At 41.0% G+C, this 25372-nt stretch carries 14 protein-coding genes; 13 read left to right on the top strand and 1 reads right to left on the bottom strand.

What is annotated here, in order from left to right; genetic code table 11:
- Positions 1-135: 135 nt before the first annotated feature.
- Positions 136-1947, bottom strand: a complete 1812-nt coding sequence (locus ACRD6K_RS14965) for a glycoside hydrolase family 2 protein (RefSeq protein WP_430973900.1) — start codon at positions 1945-1947, stop codon at positions 136-138.
- 445 nt (positions 1948-2392) lie between these two features.
- Between ACRD6K_RS14965 and ACRD6K_RS14960 the strand changes: the two genes are divergently transcribed.
- From ACRD6K_RS14960 to ACRD6K_RS14900, 13 genes are all read left to right on the top strand, one after another.
- Positions 2393-3943 carry a glycoside hydrolase family 43 protein gene (locus ACRD6K_RS14960; RefSeq protein WP_430973899.1) on the top strand — a complete coding sequence of 517 codons (1551 nt, stop codon included), beginning with the start codon at positions 2393-2395 and terminating at the stop codon, positions 3941-3943.
- Positions 3944-4036: 93 nt separating this feature from the next.
- Complete coding sequence (locus ACRD6K_RS14955; RefSeq protein ID WP_430973898.1) at positions 4037-4624, top strand: RNA polymerase sigma factor; 588 nt, start codon at positions 4037-4039, stop codon at positions 4622-4624.
- Between the two features lie 61 nt (positions 4625-4685).
- On the top strand, positions 4686-5627 hold the full coding sequence (locus tag ACRD6K_RS14950) for a FecR family protein (RefSeq protein ID WP_430973897.1): 942 nt from the start codon (positions 4686-4688) through the stop codon (positions 5625-5627).
- Positions 5628-6343: 716 nt separating this feature from the next.
- Positions 6344-7726: an IPT/TIG domain-containing protein gene (locus ACRD6K_RS14945; protein ID WP_430973896.1), complete on the top strand. Its 1383-nt coding sequence runs from the start codon at positions 6344-6346 to the stop codon at positions 7724-7726.
- A gap of 25 nt (positions 7727-7751) precedes the next feature.
- Positions 7752-10862 (top strand): SusC/RagA family TonB-linked outer membrane protein, encoded by a 3111-nt coding sequence (locus tag ACRD6K_RS14940; protein ID WP_430973895.1) that lies wholly within the window; start codon positions 7752-7754, stop codon positions 10860-10862.
- Between the two features lie 11 nt (positions 10863-10873).
- Positions 10874-12928, top strand: coding sequence for a RagB/SusD family nutrient uptake outer membrane protein (locus ACRD6K_RS14935; protein ID WP_430973894.1), 2055 nt, complete (start codon positions 10874-10876; stop codon positions 12926-12928).
- Positions 12929-12949: 21 nt separating this feature from the next.
- Positions 12950-13939, top strand: coding sequence for a DUF4973 domain-containing protein (locus ACRD6K_RS14930; RefSeq protein ID WP_430973893.1), 990 nt, complete (start codon positions 12950-12952; stop codon positions 13937-13939).
- Between the two features lie 516 nt (positions 13940-14455).
- The gene (locus ACRD6K_RS14925; protein ID WP_430973892.1) at positions 14456-16957 is read left to right on the top strand and encodes a glutaminase family protein; all 2502 of its coding nucleotides are present in this window, start codon (positions 14456-14458) and stop codon (positions 16955-16957) included.
- A gap of 279 nt (positions 16958-17236) precedes the next feature.
- Positions 17237-17791: an RNA polymerase sigma-70 factor gene (locus tag ACRD6K_RS14920; protein WP_430973891.1), complete on the top strand. Its 555-nt coding sequence runs from the start codon at positions 17237-17239 to the stop codon at positions 17789-17791.
- A gap of 159 nt (positions 17792-17950) precedes the next feature.
- Positions 17951-19030: a FecR family protein gene (locus ACRD6K_RS14915; protein WP_430973890.1), complete on the top strand. Its 1080-nt coding sequence runs from the start codon at positions 17951-17953 to the stop codon at positions 19028-19030.
- Positions 19031-19222: 192 nt separating this feature from the next.
- Positions 19223-22600: a SusC/RagA family TonB-linked outer membrane protein gene (locus tag ACRD6K_RS14910; protein ID WP_430973889.1), complete on the top strand. Its 3378-nt coding sequence runs from the start codon at positions 19223-19225 to the stop codon at positions 22598-22600.
- Between the two features lie 20 nt (positions 22601-22620).
- Positions 22621-24504, top strand: a complete 1884-nt coding sequence (locus ACRD6K_RS14905) for a RagB/SusD family nutrient uptake outer membrane protein (RefSeq protein WP_430973888.1) — start codon at positions 22621-22623, stop codon at positions 24502-24504.
- Between the two features lie 12 nt (positions 24505-24516).
- Positions 24517-25218, top strand: a complete 702-nt coding sequence (locus ACRD6K_RS14900) for a DUF3823 domain-containing protein (RefSeq protein WP_430973887.1) — start codon at positions 24517-24519, stop codon at positions 25216-25218.
- The last annotated feature ends 154 nt before the right edge of the window (positions 25219-25372 follow it).

Raw genomic sequence — 25372 nt, 5'->3', positions numbered from 1 at the left:
TCTTTTTTTGTCCAGCATTTTGCCTTTCCTTAACAGTCTATCTAAATTCTTTCTTGCTCAAAAAGGAAAAGCCCCGGCGAAACGCATTGACGTTTTGCCGGGGCTTTTTTGTGTTTACTTTATCCGGTTCTTAGTCTATTTTTTGAGCGAGTTCACAATTTTCTGGTTTATGTGATGGATACGGTCTTCTTCAATTTTAATGATTTTTCGGTCGTAAGTCATCAAGCCGTTTACTTCACCTTCCACATCAGTGGTTTGCGTGTACACAGCGGCCGAGAAGCCGGCTTTAACAAGTTTTAGAAGTTGCTCGCCATACTTCACATATTCGTCGGTCACTTCCTTCGAATTCTTAAACTGAACATAGCCCCAATTGCGGTCGGTAGCCCAAAGGTGTCCTTCCAAAGCCAAGCCAATCCCGCCGTATTCGCCTAATACCGTCGCCCGGTTCGCATCATACAAGTACATTTCCGGATGGGGGTAGTTGTGTAGGTCAAGCATGTCGCCTACAGGATAGTGGTTACCACCACTTGCGGGGTTCACCAATCGGCTGGGATCGTAAGCTTTGGTCCACTCCACAATTTCCTGTGTTTTGAACTGTCCCCAAGCTTCGTTGAAAGGAACCCAGCATACAATGGATGGATTGGAATACAGAAAATCCATGATGTCTTTCCATTCAGCGCGATAGTTGGCTTCCGATTCAGCACTTCGTTTCAACTCCGTTCCGTCAAAATATTTGCGGTTTTGCCAACGTGGCGAACGATCTCCGTTAGGCATATCCTGCCAAACCAGAATTCCAAGTTTGTCACAGTGAGTGTACCAGCGGGCAGGTTCTACTTTCACGTGTTTGCGGATCATGTTGAAGCCGAAGTCCTTGGTTTTTACAATGTCGTATTTCAAGGCTTCGTCGCTTGGGGCGGTGTATAAGCCATCCGGCCACCAACCCTGATCCAGCGGGCCAAACTGAAACACATCCTTGTTATTGAGTTGCAGGCGTACAATCCCATGCTCGTCGCGCTTGGTGGAAACTTTGCGCATGGCAAAATAGCTGTCCACCTGGTCAACCTCCTTGCCATTGCTTAGCAAGCTTACTTTCAGGTCGTATAAGAAGGGAGATTCAGTATCCCACAATTTGGCATTGGGGATTGCAATGTCGACAGCCTGTTTGGCCGATGCTTTGGCTGTGGCAATTTTTGTGCTGCCATCAAACACCTCAACTTGGTATAAATCGCTGTAGTTGGTTCCGTTTGAAATCAGCTCAACGGAAAGACGATTGTTGTCGATATCGGGAGTTGTGCGCACATAGGCAATGTGTTTTTGGGCTACGGGTTCCAGCCAAACCGTTTGCCAGATTCCGGTAACCGGGGTGTACCAGATTCCTTCAGGACGGCTGGTTTGTTTGCCTCGCGGTTGGTAGCCTCTTTCCGAAGGGTCCCACACTTTGACCACCAGTTTTTGGTCACCCGATTTGTTCAGAAAAGGAGTTACATCGAATGAAAACGGCGCATAGCCCCCTTCGTGCGTACCTACCTTGATGTTATTGATCCAGATTTCAGACCGCCAGTCTACAGCTCCGAAATGAAGCAAAATCTGCTTGTTTTTCCAGTTTGAAGGCACTGTGAAGTTGCGTTTATACCACAGTTCGTTTTTGTCGCCCACGCGCTTCTGGACGCCCGACAAACTGGACTCAACCGCAAAAGGAACCAGGATATTACCATCAAAGTCTGCTGGTTCCGGGGCTCCCACTTCCTGGATGGCATACTCCCAAAGTCCGTTGAGGTTTTTCCAGTCGGTCCGTTCCATCAATGGACGAGGGTATTCCGGCAAAACATGATTGACATCGATATTTTCTGCCCAGGATGTTTTGATTTTATCACCTGCAGGGCTCCACTGCGCATAGGCACTTACTAACAATAAATGAAGAAGAATTACTAAAATTGGTTTTCTCATGTTTAGAATGATTTGAATGGATTATTATCTATTTTAAATTTCTCTTACTACTGTTCAATACAAATTGATGCCTTTACTTACTCATTGATTAAAGTAGTAAAAACAACTAGTGTTTGGTTATCAGTTTATTTCAGTGGCGTTTTAATACTTTTAATCTTACAACATCAGATATTAATTATCAATAGAATTAATATCTGATGTTGTTACATGAAAAGAAGGATAAGTACTCATCACAAAAACAAAATAGGGATGATTGCTTAGTGTTCTTTGTGTAAACTTTTATTTCGTGTAAAGGATATGTTTGTCCGTCGTTGTGCCTGTTGGCGTATTAACTTGATTGGAGTAATGATTAAAAAAATATATTTTGCGTGAGTAATTTTCTATTCTGCGTTGTATTAACAACAATTAGTTCCGGCGGGAGCTCACTTACATATAATCTTTTTGAATGAGAATAAGTTTTAAAATTTTATGGATCTTGGTTTCGGTAATCAGTTTATATTGTTGCTCTTTCGAAAAATCAACAACACCTTTTAATCCGGTTTTACCTGGAGACAATCCAAACCCGTCGGTAGTGAAGATTGGCGATAGCTACTTTGCTTCAGCCACCAGTAATGAATGGTCCCCTTTATTTCCTATCTACAAATCAGATGATTTGTACGATTGGGAACTTGTTTCTTACGTATTCCCGGGAGGAGCTCCTGATTGGGGACATAATAATTTTTGGGCACCTGAACTATCTTATGATGAGGCGCAGCAAAAGCTGTTTGTTTATTACACTGGACGTGAAAAGTCTACCAATAGAATAACTATTGCTGTAGCGAGTGCAGATACCCCTGATGGTCCATTCACGGATCACGGCCCTCTGTTATTTAATGATTGTGAGACAATTGATGCCTTTGAAGTACGCGATGAGAATGAGAATCTATTCTTAATTTGGAAAGAAGTGTATTCTCCAGGAAAACCTGCCATTATTTATGCGCAGTCTGTTTCAGAAGATCGTAAAGCTGTTACTGGAAAAAAAGTTGAACTTATCCGAAATGATCAGGAATGGGAAGAGCATATCGTTGAAGGTCCTTGTGTCTTTCGGCGCGAGGATTATTTCTATCTTTTATATTCAGCTGGAAACTGTTGTGATAAAGCATGTAATTATAAAATTGGAGTGGCCCGGTCAAAAAGCTTACTGGGACCTTGGGAAAAGGCTGCAGCAAACCCTATTCTGGTTGATAATGAGAATTGGAAATGCCCTGGAACAGGGAATGTCGTAACGAAAGATCAGGATTATTACTTGCTTTACCACGCCTACAATGCTGATGGAGGCGACTATATTGGGCGTGAAGGATTGTTGGATAAAATCTATTGGACGGAGGATAACTGGCCCTATTTCAAAACAGAAACTAAAGTAAATCTGGAGAATAATAGAATTGATTATTTTGATGATTTCTCAAAAGCGTTAGAGCCTTGTTGGCAATGGCGTACCACACAGGCATTAAGCTATGCTACTGGTGAAGATGGCTTAATGCTTGCAGCATCTTCCGAGAATGATTTGCTTGGAAGTTTGTTGGCGCAGCCCGTTAAGTCTAAAAACTTTGAAGTAACAGCAACCATCGATTTAGGAGTTAGTGGAGTGGGGGTTAAAGGAGGAATTCTTTTAATTGGTGCTACGAACAATGGATTTGGGGCTCCAATGGCAGGAGTGGGGATTTCAGTTGGGCATGACTTGATTGAAGTGTGGATCACTTCAGGGTATGAGAAAAATGTATATGAAGCTGTGCCAACAGAAAAATACGATGATTTGATCAAGTTGAAAATGAATGTTACCAATGGAGACCTTTTGCAATTTTCTGTTTCAGATGGTGAGCAATGGGATCTTATTGCTGATTCGGTAGATGTATCTGCTTATGTTCCTTGGGGAATGGGACTTCGCTGGGGATTGGTATCCAAGGGGGAAACGAATGAGTTTGTTAACATTAGAAATGTTCAGCTTATAAATAGATGACAAAAGAATTTTAGAATAGCCAGTTAGCCTGAAAAAAGTAAAATGGTTGTTTAAAGTTGATTACATGCCTAACATGAATTAAAACGAAAAGGATTGGCCATAAAATCTAACGATATCGAACGAGACCTAATTCGAGAACTGAAGGCTGGAGACAGAAAAGCCTTTCAGCAGGTTTTTAATGCCTACAGCGAACGACTTTTTCATTTTGCATATTCTTATCTAAAAGATGTAAATGAAACCGAAGAAATTGTTCAAGATGTTTTTCTTCGGCTTTGGGAAATAAAGAGTGAGATAGATGTAGAGAAATCATTCAAGAGTTTTCTTTATAAAATAACTGTCAATAAGGTTTTTAATCATTTGAAGCGACAAATTGTTCGCCAGAAATATGAAGATTATGTTCTGAAATTAGAACCAGAATATCCCATAACTCCTGAAGAGAGTTTGAGTCAAAAAGAGTTAGAAGCTAATTTGTTGAAGATGCTGGGGAAGCTACCAGAACAGAAACGGAAGATATTTGAATTGAGCAAGCTAAAGGGCTTTTCAAATGCAGAAATTGCTGAACAACTGGGGGTGTCGGTCCGAACGGTTGAAAATCAGGTTTACAGAGCAAGCAAGTTTTTAAGAGAACGCTTGGCTGAAGAACATTTGCTTTTGTTATTGATGGGACTTTTGGTATTCTGAAAGGATAAAAATTAACAATAGCTGTGAGTAGTTCTGAATGAGTATTTGTAAAAGTAGTAAGATGAAGAATAAGTTGTACATAGGAAAACAGTTTAAGTGCTTGCTTGATAAGTATAAGAAAGATGACCTTTCTACATCGGAATTTCTTGAATTACAGGAATTAGTTAAGGATAAGACGACAAGCTCCGAAATTGAAGATCGAATGTATGAAGAACTAGAAACGAATGAGTTTCGAAAATTGGTCACATTCGATAAAGATAAGCTGTTTAGAAGTGTTGAAAGCAAACTGGATGAAAAACAGCATCATTTGCAAAAACAAAGAATAAGGACGCTCTTTTGGTTAATTCCAGCTGCAGCAAGTTTTGTTTTATTGTTTGTTGTCGGTGGTTTGATAACTTATTTTATAAATGAAAATAAAGTATTGGAGAATCACTTGGTTTCTTCTTATGAAATTGTAGCTCCTTCGGATGCAAAAACACAGGTTATTTTACCTGATGGTTCTGTGGTATGGCTCAATGAGGGTAGTAAATTGACCTATTCAGCCGGGTTTAATTTAGATAATCGCTTAGTTTATCTCGAAGGAGAAGGATATTTCCAAGTGGCTAAGAATAAGCAGCAACCTTTTGTGGTTGATGCTTATGGATTATTAATTGAAGGAGGAGAAATCGAATTTAATGTTAAAGCTTATCAGGATGAGCCGACAATAACAGCAATTTTGGTTGAAGGGAAAGCATGGGTTAATCATCGAACAGAAATGATCACGAGTGATGTTTCGCTTGGACGAAAATATAAAGCAACGTTCTATAAACAGCCCGGTAAGGCTATATTAAGTCATAGACAACCTCGATTGGTGATTAGTCCGAATGTTGATCCTAAACCGTTAGTGTCATGGAAAAACGATCAAATTATGTATAAAAAAATTGATTTGCTAGAAAAAATAATCGACCAAGGAAGAGAAGATTTGGTAATCCTCCATATGCCAAAAACAGAGTGTCGTTTTTAGAACGAATTCCGGAGCAAGATATGACATGGTTGGCTTTTTGAAGAAACTTAGTTTTTTATTCTGATTAAAGTCAGGAAAGAATATTGCTAAATATAAATTAAGGATTTATACAGAAGAACAGAGAGGGAGTAGATTCGCCAAAATCTACTCCTCTTAAGACTAAATAACTCAACTAATGCTATTGAACTGACAGGTTATAGCATTAATTAGTATGTATTAAAAACCAAATTTATGAAAAACGAACGATCTAAATTATTTTTTCTGAGGAAAATTCTCCCCCAATCATTTTTAGGGTATTAATTGATGCCAATTCTCCTATGAAGCATAAAAAGTTTTGTGGAAGCTTTTTAGTGGTCTGATTTTTATTTAAAGTCTTGTCTTCTTGATGGCTTGAATCAAAAATTTATCACCTGCTGATTATTATTATGATAATAGATATGAGCTTTTGAAACTGGATGTTCAATTAATAATTATTAATTAACTAAACTAAAATTTAACTATGAAGAAAATGACAAAATGTAGAGCTTCGTCTAAATCGGACGAAGGAGGTCTTTCATCTTATTTTACCACTAGCCATTTGAATATTGGCTATTTTGAACGTAGGTCTGTCAAGACTACGTGTTTCTTGACTCGAGTCTCTCTAATTGTATTAACCTAAGCTAATTATGAAAATGAAAAGTTTCTTTAAAATGAAAGTTAAGAGCTTTCATTGTATAATGTTAGCATTCATTGTTTTTAGCGTGCTAAGCTGCAATGAAGATGATCCGATTCCATTATCAGAGGCTTTTGATCCATCGAAACCAGTTGTTGTTTCAGACTTTACTCCCAAATCAGGAGGCGTGGGACAACGATTGGTCATTTATGGCGAAAACTTCGGTAATGATCCAGAACTGATTCACGTATACATTGGTGGACAAAAAGCCATTGTTATTGGTGTGAACAGCGAGAGCATTTATTGTATAGTTCCTGAAAAAGCCTATGATGGTCACATCGAAATTTATATGGGCGATGATCCTGAACCTTTAGCTGAAGGATCAGAGGTATTTGCTTATGAGCGGAAGATGATAGTCAGTACGCTGGCTGGATTCAGAAACGAAAGGGATGATCAAGGCTGGATTGAAGGTCACTTTGATAACGTAGCCGGATTCCGTGAGCCTGCTTTTATGAAGTTTGATCCCAAAAATCCGAAACATCTTTATGTCGCTTATGACCATGGTCCTGGTATTTACCTGATTAACTTCGAAGATAGTACGGTTGCACAGCACCTAACCTCTTCAGCAGGAAACTGGTGGCGCCTTCGCAGTTTGGAGTTCTCCAAAGATGGCGAGTATATGATTGTGTCACACGACCAGTGGGATCCCAATGGGATTAGCTCCTCAATTATGTCTCGGTCTAATGGTTTCAAAGATCCGCAAATTTTGACGACATCCAGAGCTTGTAATGGAGCTTCTGTGCATCCGGTTAACGGCGAAATGTATTTCAATGGTTATGAAAAAGGCGAATTTTACCGTTTCGATGTCATGAACTCAAAGCCAATTGTTGGCGATGCCGGATTAGGAACGAAGGATTATGAAACTTTATTCCTAGTTCAAGATAATGGATGGGAGTTCAATGTTCAGATTCATCCATCAGGAAACTATGCCTATATTGTTGTTGTCAATCAGCATTACATCTTACGCACCGATTATAACTGGGAAGAACAGCGATTCAGCCAGCCATATTTGGTTTGTGGAGAACCAAGAGCTGCAGGTTGGGAAGATGGGGTAGGTTCAAAAGCCCGTTTAAGAAATCCGTACCAAGGTGTGTTTGTAAAAAATCCAGACTATGCGGGGCAAGATGATGAGTATGACTTCTACTTTACGGAGCAGCATAATCATGATCTCCGTATTCTGACTCCAGAAGGTAAGGTTACAACATTTGCCGGACGTGGAAGTTCCAGCATTAATCCCGATCCATGGGGCTATGTTGATGGTGATTTGCGCCAGGAAGCCCGTTTTGATCAACCTACAGGCTTGGCATACAATGAGGCTGAAAAAGCGTTTTATGTGATTGATCATCAGAACCGCCGCCTTCGTAAAATTGCCCTAGAGGATGAATAACCTAAAAACTAAACACACTAATTTTATGACTAAATATTTAATATTAGGTATGTTGTTTCTCGGTTTCTCTATTGGCGTATTTGCTCAGGAGACCGTTGAAGTAACAGGTGTCGTAACAGACACGAATAAGGAACCATTGGTAGGAGTAAGTGTCTATGTAATTGATGTTCCCGGTTTGGGGACGATTACCGATGGTAACGGAAATTACAAGATTAAGATGCCTGCTTACAAAGAACTGACCTTTTCTTACATCGGTTTTGAGAAAGTAAACCTGCTCATCAAGGAGCAGCGCACTGTAAACATTACGATGAAGGAGTCCGAAGATAGTGTATTGGATGAGATTGTTGTGACCGGTGCCGGGGTTCAGAAAAAGATTTCGGTAACTGGAGCAATCACTACCATTGACATGAAAGACCTGAAATCAAGTCCATCCTCTAATCTTTCCAATGCCTTAGCGGGTAATGTACCGGGAATTATGGCTATGACTACTTCTGGTCAGCCAGGGAAAAATGTTTCGGAGTTCTGGATTCGTGGAATATCAACTTTTGGAGCCAGTTCAGGAGCTTATGTTTTGGTTGACGGATTTGAGCGTGATTTGAATGAGTTAAATATTGAAGATATTGAATCATTTACCGTATTGAAAGATGCTTCTGCAACAGCTATTTATGGTTCGAAAGGTGCTAATGGCGTTGTACTGATCACCACCAAAAGAGGTAATGCCGGTAAGGTTAACATTGATGTGAAAGTCGAGAGTTCCTACAACACCCGGACCATTACACCAGACTTTGTCGATGGAAATACCTATGCCAATTTGCTAAATGAGTCGCGGATTACCCGTAATCAGGCTCCCATCTATCAGCCTGAAGAACTCGAAATCCTACGCCTGGGTTTAGATCCTGATTTGTACCCCAATGTTGATTGGAAAGGCTTGTTGCTTCGAGATGGCGCAATGAGTCATCGGGCTAACCTTAATATTAATGGAGGTGGATCTACAGCTCGTTATTATGTTTCTGCCAGTTATGTGGAAGAAGAAGGGATGTATAATACAGACAGCTCACTTCGCGATGACTATGACACCAATGCGAACTATCAACGCTGGAACTATCGTTTGAATACTGACCTGGATATCACGAAAACTACTTTGCTGAAAGTGGGGGTTTCCGGTTCTTTGGCAAAGCGTAACAGCCCAGGCCTGGGTGATGGTGATGTTTGGGGAGAGTTATTTGGATATTCTCCCATTCGTACGCCTATCGAATATTCGAATGGCTATGTGCCTGCCGTAGGGACTGGTAATAAAACGAACCCATGGGTAGCCGCTACTCAAACGGGTTTTAATGAGCATTGGGAGAATAAGATACAAACCAATGTGTCGTTGGAGCAAAACTTAAATTTCATCACTGACGGGCTTCGTTTCACAGGACGTTTTGGATATGACACCAATAATTACAACAACATTAACCGCCGCAAATGGCCAGAGCAGTGGAGAGCAGAACGCACACGCGATTCAGAAGGAAATTTAGTGTTTACACATATTGCTAATCCTCGGGAGATGTATCAGGAAAGCGGTTCTTCTGGGGACCGTAGAGAGTTTCTGGATTTGATGTTCAACTTTGATCGTGGATTGAAAGAGCATCACTTTAGTGGGACAGTTAAGTATACCCAGGATGCTTTTGTAAGGACACAAAATCTGGGAGATGATTTGAAAAATGGTGTTTCAGAACGTAACCAGGGCCTTGCCGGACGGGTGGGGTACCACTGGAGTTATCGCTACTTTGCTGATTTCAATTTTGGTTATACTGGTTCTGAAAACTTTGCTAAAGGACACCAATTTGGATTCTTCCCGGCCTATTCTTTTGCATGGAATGTGGCGGAAGAGCGCTTTATGAAGAATAATCTCAAATGGATCAACATGTTTAAGATTCGTTATTCACATGGGAAAGTGGGTAACGACAACATGGGCAATGAACGCTTCCCATATCTCTACACAATAGGAGGCATAGAGAGATATAATGACAATGGAGATCCGATTTATACTTCGGGCTATGAATGGGCTTACTATTCCTTTGATAGGAATTACAATGGGCTGCGATACATGCAAGTAGCGTCACCTTATGTGACTTGGGAGATAGCGACTAAAAGTGACCTTGGTTTAGATGTGGCATTATTTGATAACCGAGTGATTGCCAATGTCGATTACTTTGAAGAAAAGCGTGAAGGCATTTATATGGCACGTAACTTTTTGCCGCAAATGGTAGGCTTGGAAAGTGCTCCAAGAGCCAACGTGGGAGCAGTGAAGTCAGAAGGTTTTGATGGACGGATTGAGTATAAGCAAAAAGTTGGAGCTGTAGATCTGACTGCCAGGGGAAATATCACCTATAGCAAAAACAAAATATTGGAACGAGACGAAGAGAATAATGTTTATCCTTATCAAATGGAAAGAGGTTATCGTGTTGATCAGGCCCGTGGTTTAATTGCTTTGGGGCTATTTGAAGACTACGACGATATTCGGAATAGCCCAGAACAACAGTTTGGTCCTTACCAGCCGGGAGATATCAAGTACAAAGATGTTAACGGAGATGGTGTTATCAACGATGGCGACCGTGTGGCTGTTGGCGCAACCCGTCGGCCAAACATGATCTATGGGATAGGCACATCTGCCAGATGGAAGGGATTAGATATCAATGTTCACTTCCAGGGGGCTGGAAAATCAAGCTTCTTTATTTATGGTAAAACGGTTTATGCCTTCAGCGAAGGTGAATGGGGAACTGTTTTGAAAGACTTGATGGGAGAGAATCGCTGGATTTCTTCTGAGATTTCTGGTGATCCTGCTACTGAAAATCCTAACGCATCCTACCCCCGCTTGAGCTTTGGAGGAAATGGGAACAATTATCGCCAGTCAACTTACTGGTTGCGTAATGGTGCCTACCTACGCCTTAAAACAGTCGATTTGGGCTACACGCTTCCCAAGAAAGTGGTTAACAGATTGCATTGTAACAATATTCGTGTATTTGTTGTGGGAACTAACTTGCTGACTTGGTCTAAATTTAAACTTTGGGATCCTGAAATGGCTAATCCTAGAGGAGAAGAGTATCCATTGACGAAATCAATCACATTTGGACTGAACATTAATTTGTAAAAACTTATCAAATGAAACGAAATACAAAGAAGACACTGAATCTTCTATTATTTATGGTGTTGGGAACAGGATTCCTATCTTCCTGCGCTGATTATCTGGAGTCTGATCAGTATTTTAAAGATCGAATGACATTGGAGAAAGCATTTTCAAGTAAGCAATATTCGGAAGAATGGCTGGCGCACGCTTATTCTGATTTGAGAGATGAGAATGCTGACGTGGCCAGTAAAGGATATACGCCACATTGCTTTGCCGATGACATGTATTATGGAGACCGCGATGCTAATTATGACATTAGCAATGCCTCGGCGTTGTCATATAACGAGTTTCACACCGGAATGTATTCTGAGAATGAAAAGCAAGGTACTTGGTTACAGTCTTACAGGGGTATTCGCAACGCTACGACTTTCATCCACAACATTGATATCAACGAGGAGATGACTTTGGAAGAAATAGCTGATTATAAAGCACAGGCTCGTTTTGTGCGGGCATACTATTATTGGCTTCTTCTTCGCAAGTATGGACCTATTCCATTACTACCGGATGAAGGAATTGACTATACAGATAGTTATGAGGAGGTAGCGACTCCCCGAAGTAGCTATGAAGCTTGTGCGGAATATATTGCCAGTGAAATGTTGTTGGCTGCTCAGGACTTGCAAGTGAGTCGCGACCGCCTGGCAATCGCTCGTCCAACACGTGGGGCAGCCTTGGCAACCCGTGCCAAGGTATTATTGTATGCTGCAAGCCCCTTGATGAATGGCAACACGGATAATTATGCCATGGAATTGGTGGATGATGAAGGAAACCAACTGTTGTCGACAACCTATGACGAAGAGAAGTGGGCAAAGGCTGCAGCAGCTGCCAGAGATGTGATGGAGCTTGGAGTGTATGAGTTGTATACGGCCAGCTTCCGTGAAACGGGCAACTCTTCTTATCCTCCTACAATAGTTCCGCCTTATGATGCAGAATTTTCAGATAAAAACTGGCCGGAAGGATGGAAGAACATTGATCCATTTGAATCCTACAGGTCGGTGTTTAATGGTACTGCTGGCGCTGAAAATCCAGAGTTGATCTTTACGCGTGGAGACAATGGAGGAGAAAAAGGGCAGGCGATGGTGGCCCATCAGTTGCCTAGGGTAGCAAACGGATGGAACACACATGGCCTGACCCAAAAGCAGGTTGATGCCTATTACTTGAATGACGGAACTGATGCTCCAGGTAAAGATAAAGAAATTGGACGTGGAGACGGAAGTGAGCGCTTATCCGGTTATGTGACGCAGGAAGATGTGGATAATGGTCTTTATAAGCCTTTGAAGGCAGGCGTTTCTTTGCAATATGCCAATCGTGAACCTCGTTTTTACGCATCTGTAGCTTACAATGGAAGTGTTTGGCACCTGGAAAATGAGCCGGATAGCTGGAACAAGGAAAAGCAAGTGTTTTACTACCGAGGTGACGGTAACGGCTACACCAATACCATGTTTTGGCTCCGTACCGGCATTGGTGTAATGAAATTTGTACACCCACGTGATACCTATCGGGATGGGAATATTAGTCGTATTGTGCCGAAACTCGAGCCAGCGATTCGTTATGCAGATATTCTATTGATGTATGCTGAAGCCTTAAACGAGTTGACCGGCTCGTACAATATTCCTTCTTGGGATGGTAGCACGACATACACGATTAGTCGCGATGTTAATGAGATGAAAAAGGGGATTCGCCCTGTCCGGATTCGCGGTGGTGTGCCAGATTATCCGAATGAGGTTTATGCCAGCCAAGAGGAGTTCCGGAAAACAATAAAACGCGAACGTCAAATCGAGCTTCTGGGCGAAGGGCAGCGTTACTATGACCTGCGTCGGTGGAAGGATGCTCCAGTTGAAGAGTCTTTGCCAATTTATGGGTGCAATGTGTTGATGACCAGCGATCAGAGGGATTTGTTTCATACGCCGGTTCCTGAATGGACACTTCAGTCAACTTTTTCTCGTAAAATGTGGTTCTGGCCAATTAGGCATAGCGAGTTGAAACGTAACAAACGTCTTACTCAAAATCCGGGATGGACTTATAATGACTAATTTTAAAAATGATAGAAGCATATGAAAAAGAGATATATTATGTTGTTGTGCCTTCTTGCCGGATTTATGCTGTGCATTTCGTGCAACGATGAATGGACAGATGAACAATACGAGCGTTACGTTTCGTTTAAAGCTCCGCTAAACGAGCAAGGCGTTACGCGTATTTATGTTCGCTACAGAGAAGATAGCATTTCAACCTATCGGTTACCAGTAATTGTTAGCGGTTCGACCACCAATGACCAAAATATGACTGTTCATGTGACAGTTGATCCGGATACCTTGGAAGCTTTGAATATGGAGCAGTTTCAGAGTCGTACTGAGCTTTATTACAGGCAACTGCAAAGTGAATATTTTAGAATGCCAGACTATGTTGATGTCAAAGCAGGAGAGAATACCTCTCTGCTGAATATTAACTTTTCATTGCAGGATATTGATTTGGTTGACAAGTGGATGCTGCCTTTGACTGTAGTGGATGATCCATCGTATGATTATATTGCTCATCCAAGGAAGCATTATAAAAAAGCGTTGCTTCGTGTGATGCCTTTCAATGATTATTCGGGAATCTATAGTGGGACGGCTTTAAAGACATATCTTAGAGGCTACGAAGACGACGCTGCTATTGTGAAAAGCGAAATTCCAGTCCACGTCGTTGATGAGAATACTGTATTCTTTTATGCAGGTACCGTAGATGAAGACCGCACTGATCGACGTAATTATAAGATTTACGCTTCGTTCGATGAGCAGACTAAGCGAGTAACACTTACTGCTGATAATCCGGATATGGAGTTTCAGGTATATGGTACTCCGGTATTTACCGTGGAAGAAACAATGGATGCTACTCGTCCTTATTTGTTGCATCGCTATGTTACCATTAGTAAGATAGACTATAGCTTTACGGACTATACGTCAGTACCAAACGCAACGATTTCCTATACGGTCCGTGGTTCTCTGATTCTGGAACGTAAGATTAATACTCAAATCCCTGATGAAGACCAGGCCATTGAGTGGTGATAAAAGAAAATTGTTTTAATCAATTAAGGATGTTGCTGCTTGCGTACAGCAACATCCTTTTTTTGTCTGTTTGAAATGTTCTCTGTTTGCATTTATGTTGGTGAATCGAGTTGTGTGTTCTTCAAGAAAGCCTTCTAATGCGTAATCTTTTCAAGATGAATTTTTATTGATCCAGCTTCATATTTACCAGAACGGATTGCTTCGATGATTGGGATTAGCTATTTCTTATTGTCAAGAGCCTTAGGTGATGAGTTCTCTGTATTTTATCAATCTCTTGAGAGTTAGAATGATGTTGGACGAAAATTATTATTGAAATTTCATTTGACATGATCAAAAAACAGGTCCGTAATGATAACGTTCAGGATTCTTATATGAATTCTAGTTTATGAATGAAACGATTGCTTTTGTTGTTTTTTTCAAGAACGAATGAGTAGATATTTCTTAAAAGCTGTATTGGATGCAGTAGGCTACTAAAGACATGAAAAACGTATTTAAAGAATAAAAATCAATTTTGAGATGAAGAAAAAACAATATTTTGTTTTTGTAATTCTATTGTTAGGGCTGACATTTTCTTTTTGTTCGCAACCGAAGGCAGTATTACAAGTACCCACAGTGACAAAGTTTAGAGCTCCGGCATATCCACTGATTACAATAGATCCATACACTAGTGCATGGTCAATGACTGATAAACTGTATGATGAACCTGTAAAACACTGGACAGGAAAGACACATTCCCTGATAGGAGCCGTTCGTGTTGATGGGGAAGTATATCGTTTTCTGGGAGAGGTAAATGTACCTTGGATACCCATTGTGCCAATGGCAAACTATGAGCCATGGAAAGGACAATATACAAAAAAAGCACCCGCAAAAGGGTGGGAACAAGTCGATTTTAATCATGCCTCATGGATGACTGGTAATGGTGCTTTTGGCACCAGAGAAATGCCATCGCTCGGAACGGTCTGGGATACAAAGGATATTTGGGTTCGTCGGGAGTTTACTATTCCTGCGAATATTCCAGATGAAGATGTTTACCTGATTTACTCGCATGACGATATTTTTGAGTTGTATTTAAACGGAGAACAGTTAGTTAAAACCGCTTATGAATGGCATAACAATGTAATTTTAAAAATTGATCGTTCTTTATTGAAACTTGGGGAGAAAAATGTTATTGCTGCACATTGTCATAATCGCACAGGTGGCGGCTATGTTGATTTTGGGATTTTCCAGCAGAGCTCTGATAAGAATACTTTCAGGCAAACAGCAACTCAAACAAGTGTCTCATTATCTGCCACACAAACTCATTATGAGTTTGCCTGCGGCCCTGTTAATTTGAATCTTCAATTTGTTTCACCTTTATTACCAAATGATTTGGATTTACTATCGCGTCCAGTGAATTATATTAACTATCAAGTGGTTTCGAATGATGGGGCTGAACATGACGTTCAGGTTTATATTGAAGCTACTCCGGAATGGGCTGTAAATGTGCCTGCTCAGGAAGTGGAAGTTGTTAAGGGAAAGACCGGACCTATTGATTATGTAAAAGCGGGAACCACTGAGCAGCCTGTTTTGGAGAAGAAGGGAGATAATATTCGTATCGATTGGGGATATGTTTACCTGGCAACCAATCAGCGGGAAAATGCGAGTGTGTCCATTGAGGACTATTTTACTTCAAAGCATAATTTTGAAGCAGAAGGAAAAGTCTCTGGCGTTAGTAGCATGATTACACGACCGGTAAAGCAAATGCCTGCTATGGTTTATGTTGATGATATTGGAGCAGTTGGCTCTAAAACGGAAGCTGGTTATGTGATGCTTGCCTATGATGATCTGGAATCAATTCAGTACTTTGGAGACAACCTGAAAGGTTGGTGGACCAAAGATGGTAACTTCACAATAAATGATGCATTACAGGCAGCCTCTGCTGAATATACGCAGGTAATGAACCGCTGTGCTGAGTTTGATAACCAGTTGTGGGAAGAGACTCTTACTGCAGGTGGTAAAAACTATGCCGATCTTTGTGTGTTGGCTTTTCGCCAAAGTATTGCAGCTCACAAACTGGTAAAAGATACGGAAGGTAACATCTTGTTTTTGTCAAAAGAAAACTTCAGCAACGGTTCCATTGGTACTGTTGATGTGACCTATCCGTCTGCCCCGCTGTATTTAAAATATAATCCTGAGTTGCTGAAAGGGATGTTAAATCCGATTTTTTATTATACCGAAAGTGGCAAGTGGAATAAACCTTTTGCTGCTCATGATGTGGGTACCTATCCGTTGGCCAATGGGCAAACCTATGGTGGCGATATGCCGGTTGAGGAATCAGGTAATATGGTAATTTTAACTGCGGCCATTGCCGAAATGGAAGGAAATGCTGATTATGCTGCAGAGCATTGGGAAGCACTGACTACCTGGTCCAATTATTTGTTGGAGAATGGACTTGATCCGGACAACCAATTGTGCACAGATGATTTTGCAGGTCACTTTGCTCATAATGTAAACCTGTCGGTAAAAGCGATTATGGGGATTGCCAGCTATGGTCGTTTAGCAGAGATGTTAGGGAAGAAAGAGATCGCAAAAAAATATACTACAGAAGCAAAGCGAATGGCGCAGGAATGGATGAAAATGGCAGACGATGGAGATCATTATCGATTGACATTTGACCAGCCCGGAACCTGGAGCCAAAAGTATAATCTGGTATGGGATAAAATTATGGATCTTGGAATTTTCCCCTCAGAGGTAGCTCAAACTGAAGTGGCTTATTATTTAACCAAGCAAAATAAGTATGGTCTGCCTTTGGATAACCGTAGAACTTACACGAAGTCGGATTGGATTGTTTGGACAGCAACTCTGGCAAATGATCAGGAAACTTTTCAAAAGTTTATTGATCCCTTGCATGCTTTTGTAACCGAAACACCAGATCGGGTCCCAATGTCGGATTGGTATGAAACCCCTAGTGCTAAGCAGGTCGGGTTTCAGGCTCGTTCAGTTGTTGGCGGATATTTTATAAAATTATTGGATAAGTAAGATTTAATAAAATAAGAGTAGTAGTAAGTAGTAATAGTGTTTGCAGCTATTCTTTTGTTGGCGGCTTTAGCTTGTTGGCAGAAGGATGCTGCGAGCACTTATTGTGTTTTGTATTAAGTACCATACAAATTGATCGACTTTATGGTGCTTTTCATAGGGGAGGGATGAGTTATGATTAATTTGATTTATTTATTGTTATTTTTGTGGCTGCTTTCTAATTTAACAGTCTAACAATTGTCAAAAAACGCTTCAAATATCAATCGGAATTTGGTTCTGAAGATGAAGAGGGGAGATGTCAAGGCCTTTCATGAGATTTTTGTAACCTATAGTGAAAGACTTTTTGAATTTTCTTTTTCTTATCTGAAAGATTCTTTTACAGCAGAGGAAATTGTGCAGGATGTTTTTATGCGTATTTGGGAAATACGGGAAGATATTGACGAAGACAAATCATTTAAAAGCTTTCTCTATCAGATGACCGTCAATAGGGTATTTAATCATATGAAGCATCAGGTTGTAAAGCAGAAGTATGAAAAATATATTTTGAATTCTAATTATTCTTTTGGAGATAGCCCTGAATCTCAACTACTATTCAGTGAATTGGATAATCGAATTGGTTTACTTCTGCAAAAAATACCAGCACAGCAACGAAATGTCTTCAAATTAAGCCGTATTGATGGATTATCAAACCCAGAGATTGCAAAGCAGCTGGGCTTATCAATTCGGACAGTTGAAAATCAAATTTACCGGACCACCAAGTTTTTAAAAGAGAATCTAAAAGGGGAGTATCTTTTTATTCTTTTTTGTGTTAGTAACAGTATTCTTCAATTCTGTTAAGGTGTTGTTTTGCATTTCGTATTTTGGGGTATCAAAAATTCATAGACAACTCCATATTTCCTGTAATCATTTTAGCCAATCTGATTCGTGAAAAAAATAATGTAATTTTTTTAATTTTTTTTTGAGTGTTCTATAAAGGCTTCTTGTACTATTAGCACAATGAGGAAGAATTTATACATAGACCCCCGGTTTAACCAGTTGCTTGAGAAATTCTATGAAGAGGAGTGCTCTTTGTCGGAGTTATACGAACTGGAAGCTTTTTTTGAAAAGGAGCAATCGGCTGTTGCACTTAAAAAGCAAATGCTTCAGAGTTTGGAAGAAAACAACTTTTCTACAAGTGGTCATTTTTCTAGCGAAGCAACCTACCAAAAAGTTCAGCGGCAGATAGAAATTCAGCAACAGGCATCAAGAGGTCGTTTGATTCCGCTTTATTTAAGAGTGCTGAAAATTGCTGCAGTTGTTATTTTTTCATTTCTGATAGGTGGCATAGTGGTAAGCAATTTTAAAGGCAAAGGTGAGCCAGAACCTACATTCTACTGTGAAATTTCAGCTCCTCTTGGAGCAAAATCAGAAGTTATTTTACCAGACAGTTCTAAAGTCTGGCTCAATGCCGGAAGTACGCTGAGATACTCTACAGCTTTTAATAAGAATGAGCGGAATGTTTTATTAACTGGCGAAGGTTATTTTGAGGTTGTTAAAAATAAGCAACTTCCGTTCAGAGTGAATGCACATGGCTTTATTGTCGAGGCCATTGGTACCGAATTCAACGTTCAGGCATATGAAGAGGAGCAAACGATTGAGACAATCCTAGTCAATGGGAAAGTGAAATTGAATCACGAAACAGAAAAGATTGGCGAGCAGGTGTTTTTAAATCCAAATTCAAAAGCTACGTTTTACAAAAGCAGGGAAGATGCCATAAAAAATGGTGATCCGCGGATGGTTATTTTGATAAATGTGGATACACGCTCGCTCATTGGCTGGAAATATGATCAGCTAATCTTTGAGAGTGAGTCCTTGAAAGACCTGGTTGTCACTTTAGGTCGAAAGTATGACTATACTTTTGAATTTGAGTCGAGCGAGGTTGCGGATTACAAATTTTCAGGAACTCTTCAGGATGAAACATTGCAACAAGTAATGGATGTGATTACCATTACTTCGCCGATTTCATACAAAATAGAAGGAAAAACAGTAACGATAAACAAAGATTTAAAAAGAACCAGAAATTTTAAAAAGAATTAAAATAAAAGGGAACAGATAAGCCCATCTATTCCCTTTGAAAAATGATTGAGTTAAATTTTAATTGATGCGGCATAAGTTGGTCGCTGCTGCACGCATCTATTGTAACCCATTTAACAAACCAAATGTATGAAAAAAAATCGAGTTGGATTTGTTTTCCCTGCGAGGGGGAAGCTTAAAAAAACATTGCTTGTAATGAAACTAACAGCCATTTTTATTTTGGCTTTTCTGGTCCAGGTAAACGCCTCTGTATATTCGCAGAATGCTAAGTTCGATGGCGATTATCGTGGAAAATCCATCAGAGAAGTCTTCACTGAGATTGAGAACCAAAGTCGCTTTCGTTTTTTCTTTAATGATGATTTTACGAACATTGATAAGATCGTTGATTTCACAGTTAAAGATGAGAATGTTAGGGGAGTTTTGGACAAACTTTTTAAAGGTTCAAACATTAGTTATCAAATTCTGGAGAATGACTTGGTAGTCTTAACATCTACCCAAATTGCCCAGGCGAAAAAGATCACTGGAAAGGTGGTTGACCAAGGTGGAGAACCACTGCCAGGAGTAACTGTTGTAGTCAAAGGAACAACGAAGGGAACCATTACTGATGTGGATGGTAGCTACGACATTAACTTGGATGACGGAGTGACAACGCTTGTTTTTTCTTTTGTTGGAATGGAGACCCTGGAAGTAGAAGTGGGCAGTCAAAGTGTGATTAATATTACCATGAGTGAATCTTCTATTGGACTGGAGGAAGTGGTAGCTGTTGGCTATGGTGTTCAAAAGAAAGAGTCGTTAACCGGGGCTATTTCCGGTGTAACTGCGGAAGATCTGGACAGGGTACATTCAACTACTGTTTCGGGAGCCCTAGCCGGTAAAATTGCCGGCGTAACTTTCCGTATGCCGGATGGACGTCCAGGAGCCAGTGCTACGATTCAGATTCGTAATATGGGGAACCCCTTGTATGTTATTGATGGCATTCAAAAGGATGCCGGACAGTTCAATAACCTTTCTCCAAATGATATTGAGAGTATTACGGTGTTGAAAGATGCTTCCGCTGCAATCTATGGGGTGCGGGCAGCAAATGGGGTAGTGGTAGTGACTACCAAGCGTGGAAAGCTTGGCACTAAAAATACCATTAATGTAGATGCTTATACCGGCTGGCAAAATTGGACCCGGTTCCCGGAAACAGTAGGTGCTTATGAATGGATGCTTGGTAAAGCTTATGCTGAAATGAACCTGGATGGAAGTACGAACATTACACCAGACGAATTGGACAAGTGGAAGGCAGGAACGGAATATGGTTATAAGAGTTTCGATTGGTATGATTTCATTATCGAGCCAAACTCTCCACAAACTTCCATTAACGTTAGTACTTCGGGTGGATCTGATAGAATCAACTACTATTTATCAGTTACACGTCTGGATCAGAATTCTATGTTGGGGCGTGAATTTACATTTGGACGAACCAATTTCCAGTCTAATATTGACGCGAGGATTACCGATCGTATAAAAGTTGGTGTTTCGATTAATGGTCGTATTGAAACTCGCGATAACCCGGGTGTCCCTGGTGGTGATGACTATTGGGCACCTCGTTTTGCTTTGTTCCGCAACCGCCCGACGGAACGACCATATGCCAATGATAATCCGGAATACATTAATAACATTGGACACATGGCCGAAAACTGGGGATTGCTAACCAAAGAGAAGTCTGGTTACTGGACTGAAGACTGGAGAGCATTGCAACTGAATTTCACCGGTGAGTATGATATTCCAATAGATGGCTTAACAGTGAAAGGGACTTATTCTCATTACATTGCTGATCGCTTAATGAATGGTCATGAATACACTTATGATGCTTATTCTTATTTCCCGGAAACGGATGAATACCGGATTACCTTTCAGAACCTAAATCCTTGGAGGGAGCGTGGAACACATAAAGTACTGGAGACCGTTTTGCAAGGACAAATCAACTACGTCAAAGACTTCGGAAAGCATAGCATTGCTGCTACTTTTGTAAACGAACGGATTGAACGACGCGATTTGGATGTTTGGGTTCATGCCGTACCAAAAACCAATGCCTTGCCATTGCTTCAGTTTCCGGATATGGATACCTACAATGATTCTGATGAAGAGAGTGCTCGTATTGGTTATATCGGACGTTTCAATTACAATTATGACAATAAATATTACCTGGAACTCGCTGGTCGCGAAGATGCCTCCTGGAAATTTGTATCAGACCAACGTTGGGGGTTTTTCCCTTCCGGATCAATAGGCTGGCGAATTACCAATGAAAATTTTGCCAAAAACCTACTGGGAGAGAGTAGTCTGGACTTGAAATTACGCGCTTCTTACGGAGAACTGGGTGATGACAACGTTAATATGGGAATTGGTTCTGGTGATGACAGATTTATTGGGAATTTTGCCTATCTGACAGGTTATGATTACGCTTCGCAAGCGGTGGTCATGGATGGTGAGATTATTACCGGAGCCCGTGACAGAGGTGTTCCTGTTACTTCCATTTCCTGGTTTACCAGTACCATTACCGACATTGGTGCCGATTATTCGTTTATGAATGGTAAATTGAGCGGTACGGTTGATTATTTCTACCGGAAACGCGAAGGCTTACGTGGCCGTAAGTATGATATTTTGATTCCCAACGAAGTGGGGTATTCTTTACCGGACGAAAACGTCAACAGTGATGCAATAATGGGAGCTGAGACATCGATTGCTTACAATGGAAAAACTGGCGATTTGAACTATACCGTTGGCGGAAATATTTCATTTGCTCGTGAAAAATTTCTGGAGTCTTATAAGCCTCGTTTTGGAAACTCCTGGGATCATTACCGGAACTCATCTGAAGATCGATGGACAGGTATTTTCTGGGGATATGAAGTGATCGGCCAATTTGAGTCGTTTGAAGAAATCAATAACTATCCCATTAACAACGATGGAGAAGGAAACCGCACCATGTTGCCGGGTGACTTGATTTACAAAGATGTGAATGGTGATGGACGGATCAACGGTTTAGACGAACGCCCCATTGGTTTCCCAAGGGATCGGAACCCTATTGTAAACTTCGGTTTTCATATTAGTGCCGATTACAAAGGTTTTGATCTGAAAGCAGATTTCTCTGGAGGCTCTGCCTATTCCTACAATCAAAATTGGGAAATTCGCTGGCCCTATCAAAATACAGGTAACCTGTTGAGCCAGTTTTACGATGACCGTTGGCACCGTGAAGATCCTTTTGATTTGAATAGTCCATGGCTCTCGGGCAAATATCCGGCTTTACGATTTAATACCGGTTGGCACAATAACTACAATAAGCAATCAACTTTTTGGTTGACCAATGCTCGTTACATTCGTTTAAGAACTTTAGAAGTGGGGTACTCCATTCCACAGTATCTGGTACAGAAAGTGGGCATGCAAAAAGCCCGTTTGTATGTTAACTCCTACAACCTGTTCTCTATTGATAACCTGAAAAAACTGGGAGTAGAGCCTGAGGTGATGGAGCCTAATGGGTTACAATATCCACAAAATCGAATGGTCAATATTGGTGTTAACCTTTCTTTCTAACCTAAAAAATGAAATTGAACATGAAAAAATTGAGTTATATACTAATCTTGTTGTTTGTCTTCACCTGGGGATGTAACGATGATGACTTTCTGGACAGGGAACCGACCAACATCCTGTTGGATGATCAGGTCTGGAAAGATGAAAGTCTTATTTTGTCTGTTGTAGCTGATTTGTACTTTCGGATTCCTGAATACCAGTCTGTGAATAGCTGGTGGACATATGCTGATTTTGACGAAGCCTTTGCTTCCAACTTTGGGGATTACTGGCGGCATAAAAATAACGACTGGGGCTATGGTGACTGGGGCCTGTGGAATTATAGTTACATCCGCGAACTTAATTTGTATATTCAAAAAGCAAGCTCAGAACTGACTGATGGCTTGGATCCGGCAGTAAAAGCACGTTTTATTGCTGAAGGCCGATTCCTCCGTGCCGTCAATTACTTTGAGTTGGTAAAACGTATGGGAGGAGTTCCATTAATTCTGGAACCTTTAACCTATGATTTTAGCGGTGATGCTTCTTACTTGGAACACCCACGTGCAAAGGAGTCTGAAATCTATGATTTCATTATCAGTGAATTGGAAGATATTCAGAATGACCTGCCCAATAATGTTGATATTAAGAGCCGGGCTACACAAGGTTTAGTATTGGCAATGAAATCACGGGTGGCGCTTTACGCAGCTTCCATTGCCAAATATGGGGTTAGTACGCCCAGTGTTTCGCTACCGGGTGGAGAGGTTGGCATTCCGGTGAGCATGGCTGACGGCTATTATACTATTGCATTGGATGCAGCCGAAGAGTTAATCGAGAATGGTCCTTATTCGCTGTATAATAAAAAGGAAGATTTGTCTGAAAATTTCTCCAGTTTGTTTATCGATAAAGCCAATAATCCAGAAGTAATTTTTGTACGCGATTATGTGCAAAGTGAGCGTGCAGATGGACGTTCTAACCAATGGACTCTATGGAACCAGCCATGGTCAGGTGCCGAAGATTTGGAAGGCGGTCGTACCAATCCTTCGTTAAACTTGGTTCAGTCATTTGAGATGCTGGATAATACTTTTAAGCCTTTTGAGACCATGAATGGCGATGATTACATCTATTTTGATAATCCGATGGATATGTTTGCGGGGCGTGATGCCCGCTTGGCAGGAACAGTCATGTTGCCCGGCTCAAAATTTAAAGGAAAAGACCTGGACATTTGGGCTGGCTATATTTTGGCGGATGGTACTATTGTTACAGGCGATGAATTTGGTCAGCGGAAAGAACTTCCCGGAACAGACACTCCCCGTCAGGTAGTTGGTTTTGATGGCCCTATTGATGGTCGTGAGTTTAGTGCCCAATCCGGGTTCTATGTTCGTAAGTTTATGGATACGGCAACTGGATCAGGACAACGTGGTTTGAAAAGTGATCGCTGGTGGGTACGCTACCGTCTGGGCGAAGTGTACTTGAACGCTGCGGAGGCTGCTTTTGAATTGGGTGATGACGATACAGCTGCAGAGTACTTAAATATAATACGTCGTCGCGCTGGATTTGCAATAGACCTGACTGCAGCTGATGTGTCTTTTGACCGCATTGCTCATGAACGTAAAGTTGAGCTCGCTTTTGAAGGACATCAGTTGTGGGATATGAAACGCTGGCGTTTGGCTCATGTGGTCTGGAATGGAGAAAAAACACCATTGACAGAGCAACCTTGGAAAGCAGACGAAGTAAGTACCCGTGTATTTGGTTTGTGGCCATACAAATATTATGAACCAGGTAGTCCGAACAATGAAAAGTATGTCTTTAAGCAGGTTATTCCCAGTCAGGTTACTGGAGCTGATCGTTTCCGTTTAGGCAACTACTATTCATTTATCAATGATGATATCAGAAATAACAATCCACAAATTGTTAAGAACCCGAACCAATAAAAACATAGAAAGATGACGAAAATAAAATTAATCATATTATTGGGAGTCGTAGTCGGTTTTCTTACTTCCTGTGAGTGGGATAATTACGATGCCCCGGAATCAAAGCTTCAGGGAACCATTGTGTATAATGGCGACCCCATAAATGTTAGTTACAATGATGTAACATTTCAATTGTGGGAACCGGGATGGCAGTTAGATGTTCCCATCGATGTCACGGTTGATCAGGATGGCTCTTTCTCGGCCCTTTTGTTCGATGGAACTTACAAGCTGATTATTCCTTATGCTCAAGGACCTTGGCGCAATGTTGTGAATTCAGCCACGGGTTCAGATACCATTCTGGTTAATCTGCGTGGAGATATGAACCTGGATATTGAAGTTGAGCCTTATTATATGATTCGCAATGCTCAATTTTCAGCAAGCGGACGTGATGTCACAGCGACTTTTCAAGCAGAGAAAATCATTACGGATGCGGGTGCCCGCGACATTGAGCGTGTCAATCTGTACATCGGTAAAACCCAGTTTGTGGACTTCCGTGGCTTTGTGGCCCGTGCTGAAATTGGTGGCGGAGACATAGCAAACCCCAGCTCTATTAGCATGAGCGCGACTGTACCAGAACTTACTCCAATCCAGAACTATGTTTATGCACGGGTAGGTTTGAAGATCGCAGGTGTTGAAGATATGATCTTCTCTGCGGTTCAGAAAATTGATTTATAATTTAGAAATTGAGATAAGAGGGTCATTCGGATTTAAATATCGCGGATGGCCCTTTCGTGTACTTTCATCAAGCAATACTGTTTGTGTTATATTGACTTATCCCTGAATCTGGCGTGAAATAGCTTAATGCATAAAAGTTCGGAAAAACTATAAA

Origin of the sequence: Sunxiuqinia rutila, assembly GCF_050589705.1 — a bacterium.
Lineage (GTDB): Bacteria > Bacteroidota > Bacteroidia > Bacteroidales > Prolixibacteraceae > Sunxiuqinia > Sunxiuqinia rutila.
This window is presented reverse-complemented; position numbering and strand designations above follow the sequence as displayed.

Bases quoted from the DNA above. Each gene is read 5' to 3' on its own strand.
- ACRD6K_RS14930 (WP_430973893.1), top strand. From the start codon at position 12,950: ATGAAAAAGAGATATATTATGTTGTTGTGCCTTCTTGCCGGATTTATG.
- ACRD6K_RS14960 (WP_430973899.1), top strand. From the start codon at position 2,393: ATGAGAATAAGTTTTAAAATTTTATGGATCTTGGTTTCGGTAATCAGT.
- ACRD6K_RS14950 (WP_430973897.1), top strand. From the start codon at position 4,686: ATGAAGAATAAGTTGTACATAGGAAAACAGTTTAAGTGCTTGCTTGAT.
- ACRD6K_RS14940 (WP_430973895.1), top strand. From the start codon at position 7,752: ATGACTAAATATTTAATATTAGGTATGTTGTTTCTCGGTTTCTCTATT.
- ACRD6K_RS14965 (WP_430973900.1), bottom strand. From the start codon at position 1,947: ATGAGAAAACCAATTTTAGTAATTCTTCTTCATTTATTGTTAGTAAGT.
- ACRD6K_RS14935 (WP_430973894.1), top strand. From the start codon at position 10,874: ATGAAACGAAATACAAAGAAGACACTGAATCTTCTATTATTTATGGTG.
- ACRD6K_RS14910 (WP_430973889.1), top strand. From the start codon at position 19,223: ATGAAACTAACAGCCATTTTTATTTTGGCTTTTCTGGTCCAGGTAAAC.
- ACRD6K_RS14915 (WP_430973890.1), top strand. From the start codon at position 17,951: ATGAGGAAGAATTTATACATAGACCCCCGGTTTAACCAGTTGCTTGAG.
- ACRD6K_RS14920 (WP_430973891.1), top strand. From the start codon at position 17,237: ATGAAGAGGGGAGATGTCAAGGCCTTTCATGAGATTTTTGTAACCTAT.
- ACRD6K_RS14900 (WP_430973887.1), top strand. From the start codon at position 24,517: ATGACGAAAATAAAATTAATCATATTATTGGGAGTCGTAGTCGGTTTT.
- ACRD6K_RS14925 (WP_430973892.1), top strand. From the start codon at position 14,456: ATGAAGAAAAAACAATATTTTGTTTTTGTAATTCTATTGTTAGGGCTG.
- ACRD6K_RS14945 (WP_430973896.1), top strand. From the start codon at position 6,344: ATGTTAGCATTCATTGTTTTTAGCGTGCTAAGCTGCAATGAAGATGAT.
- ACRD6K_RS14905 (WP_430973888.1), top strand. From the start codon at position 22,621: ATGAAAAAATTGAGTTATATACTAATCTTGTTGTTTGTCTTCACCTGG.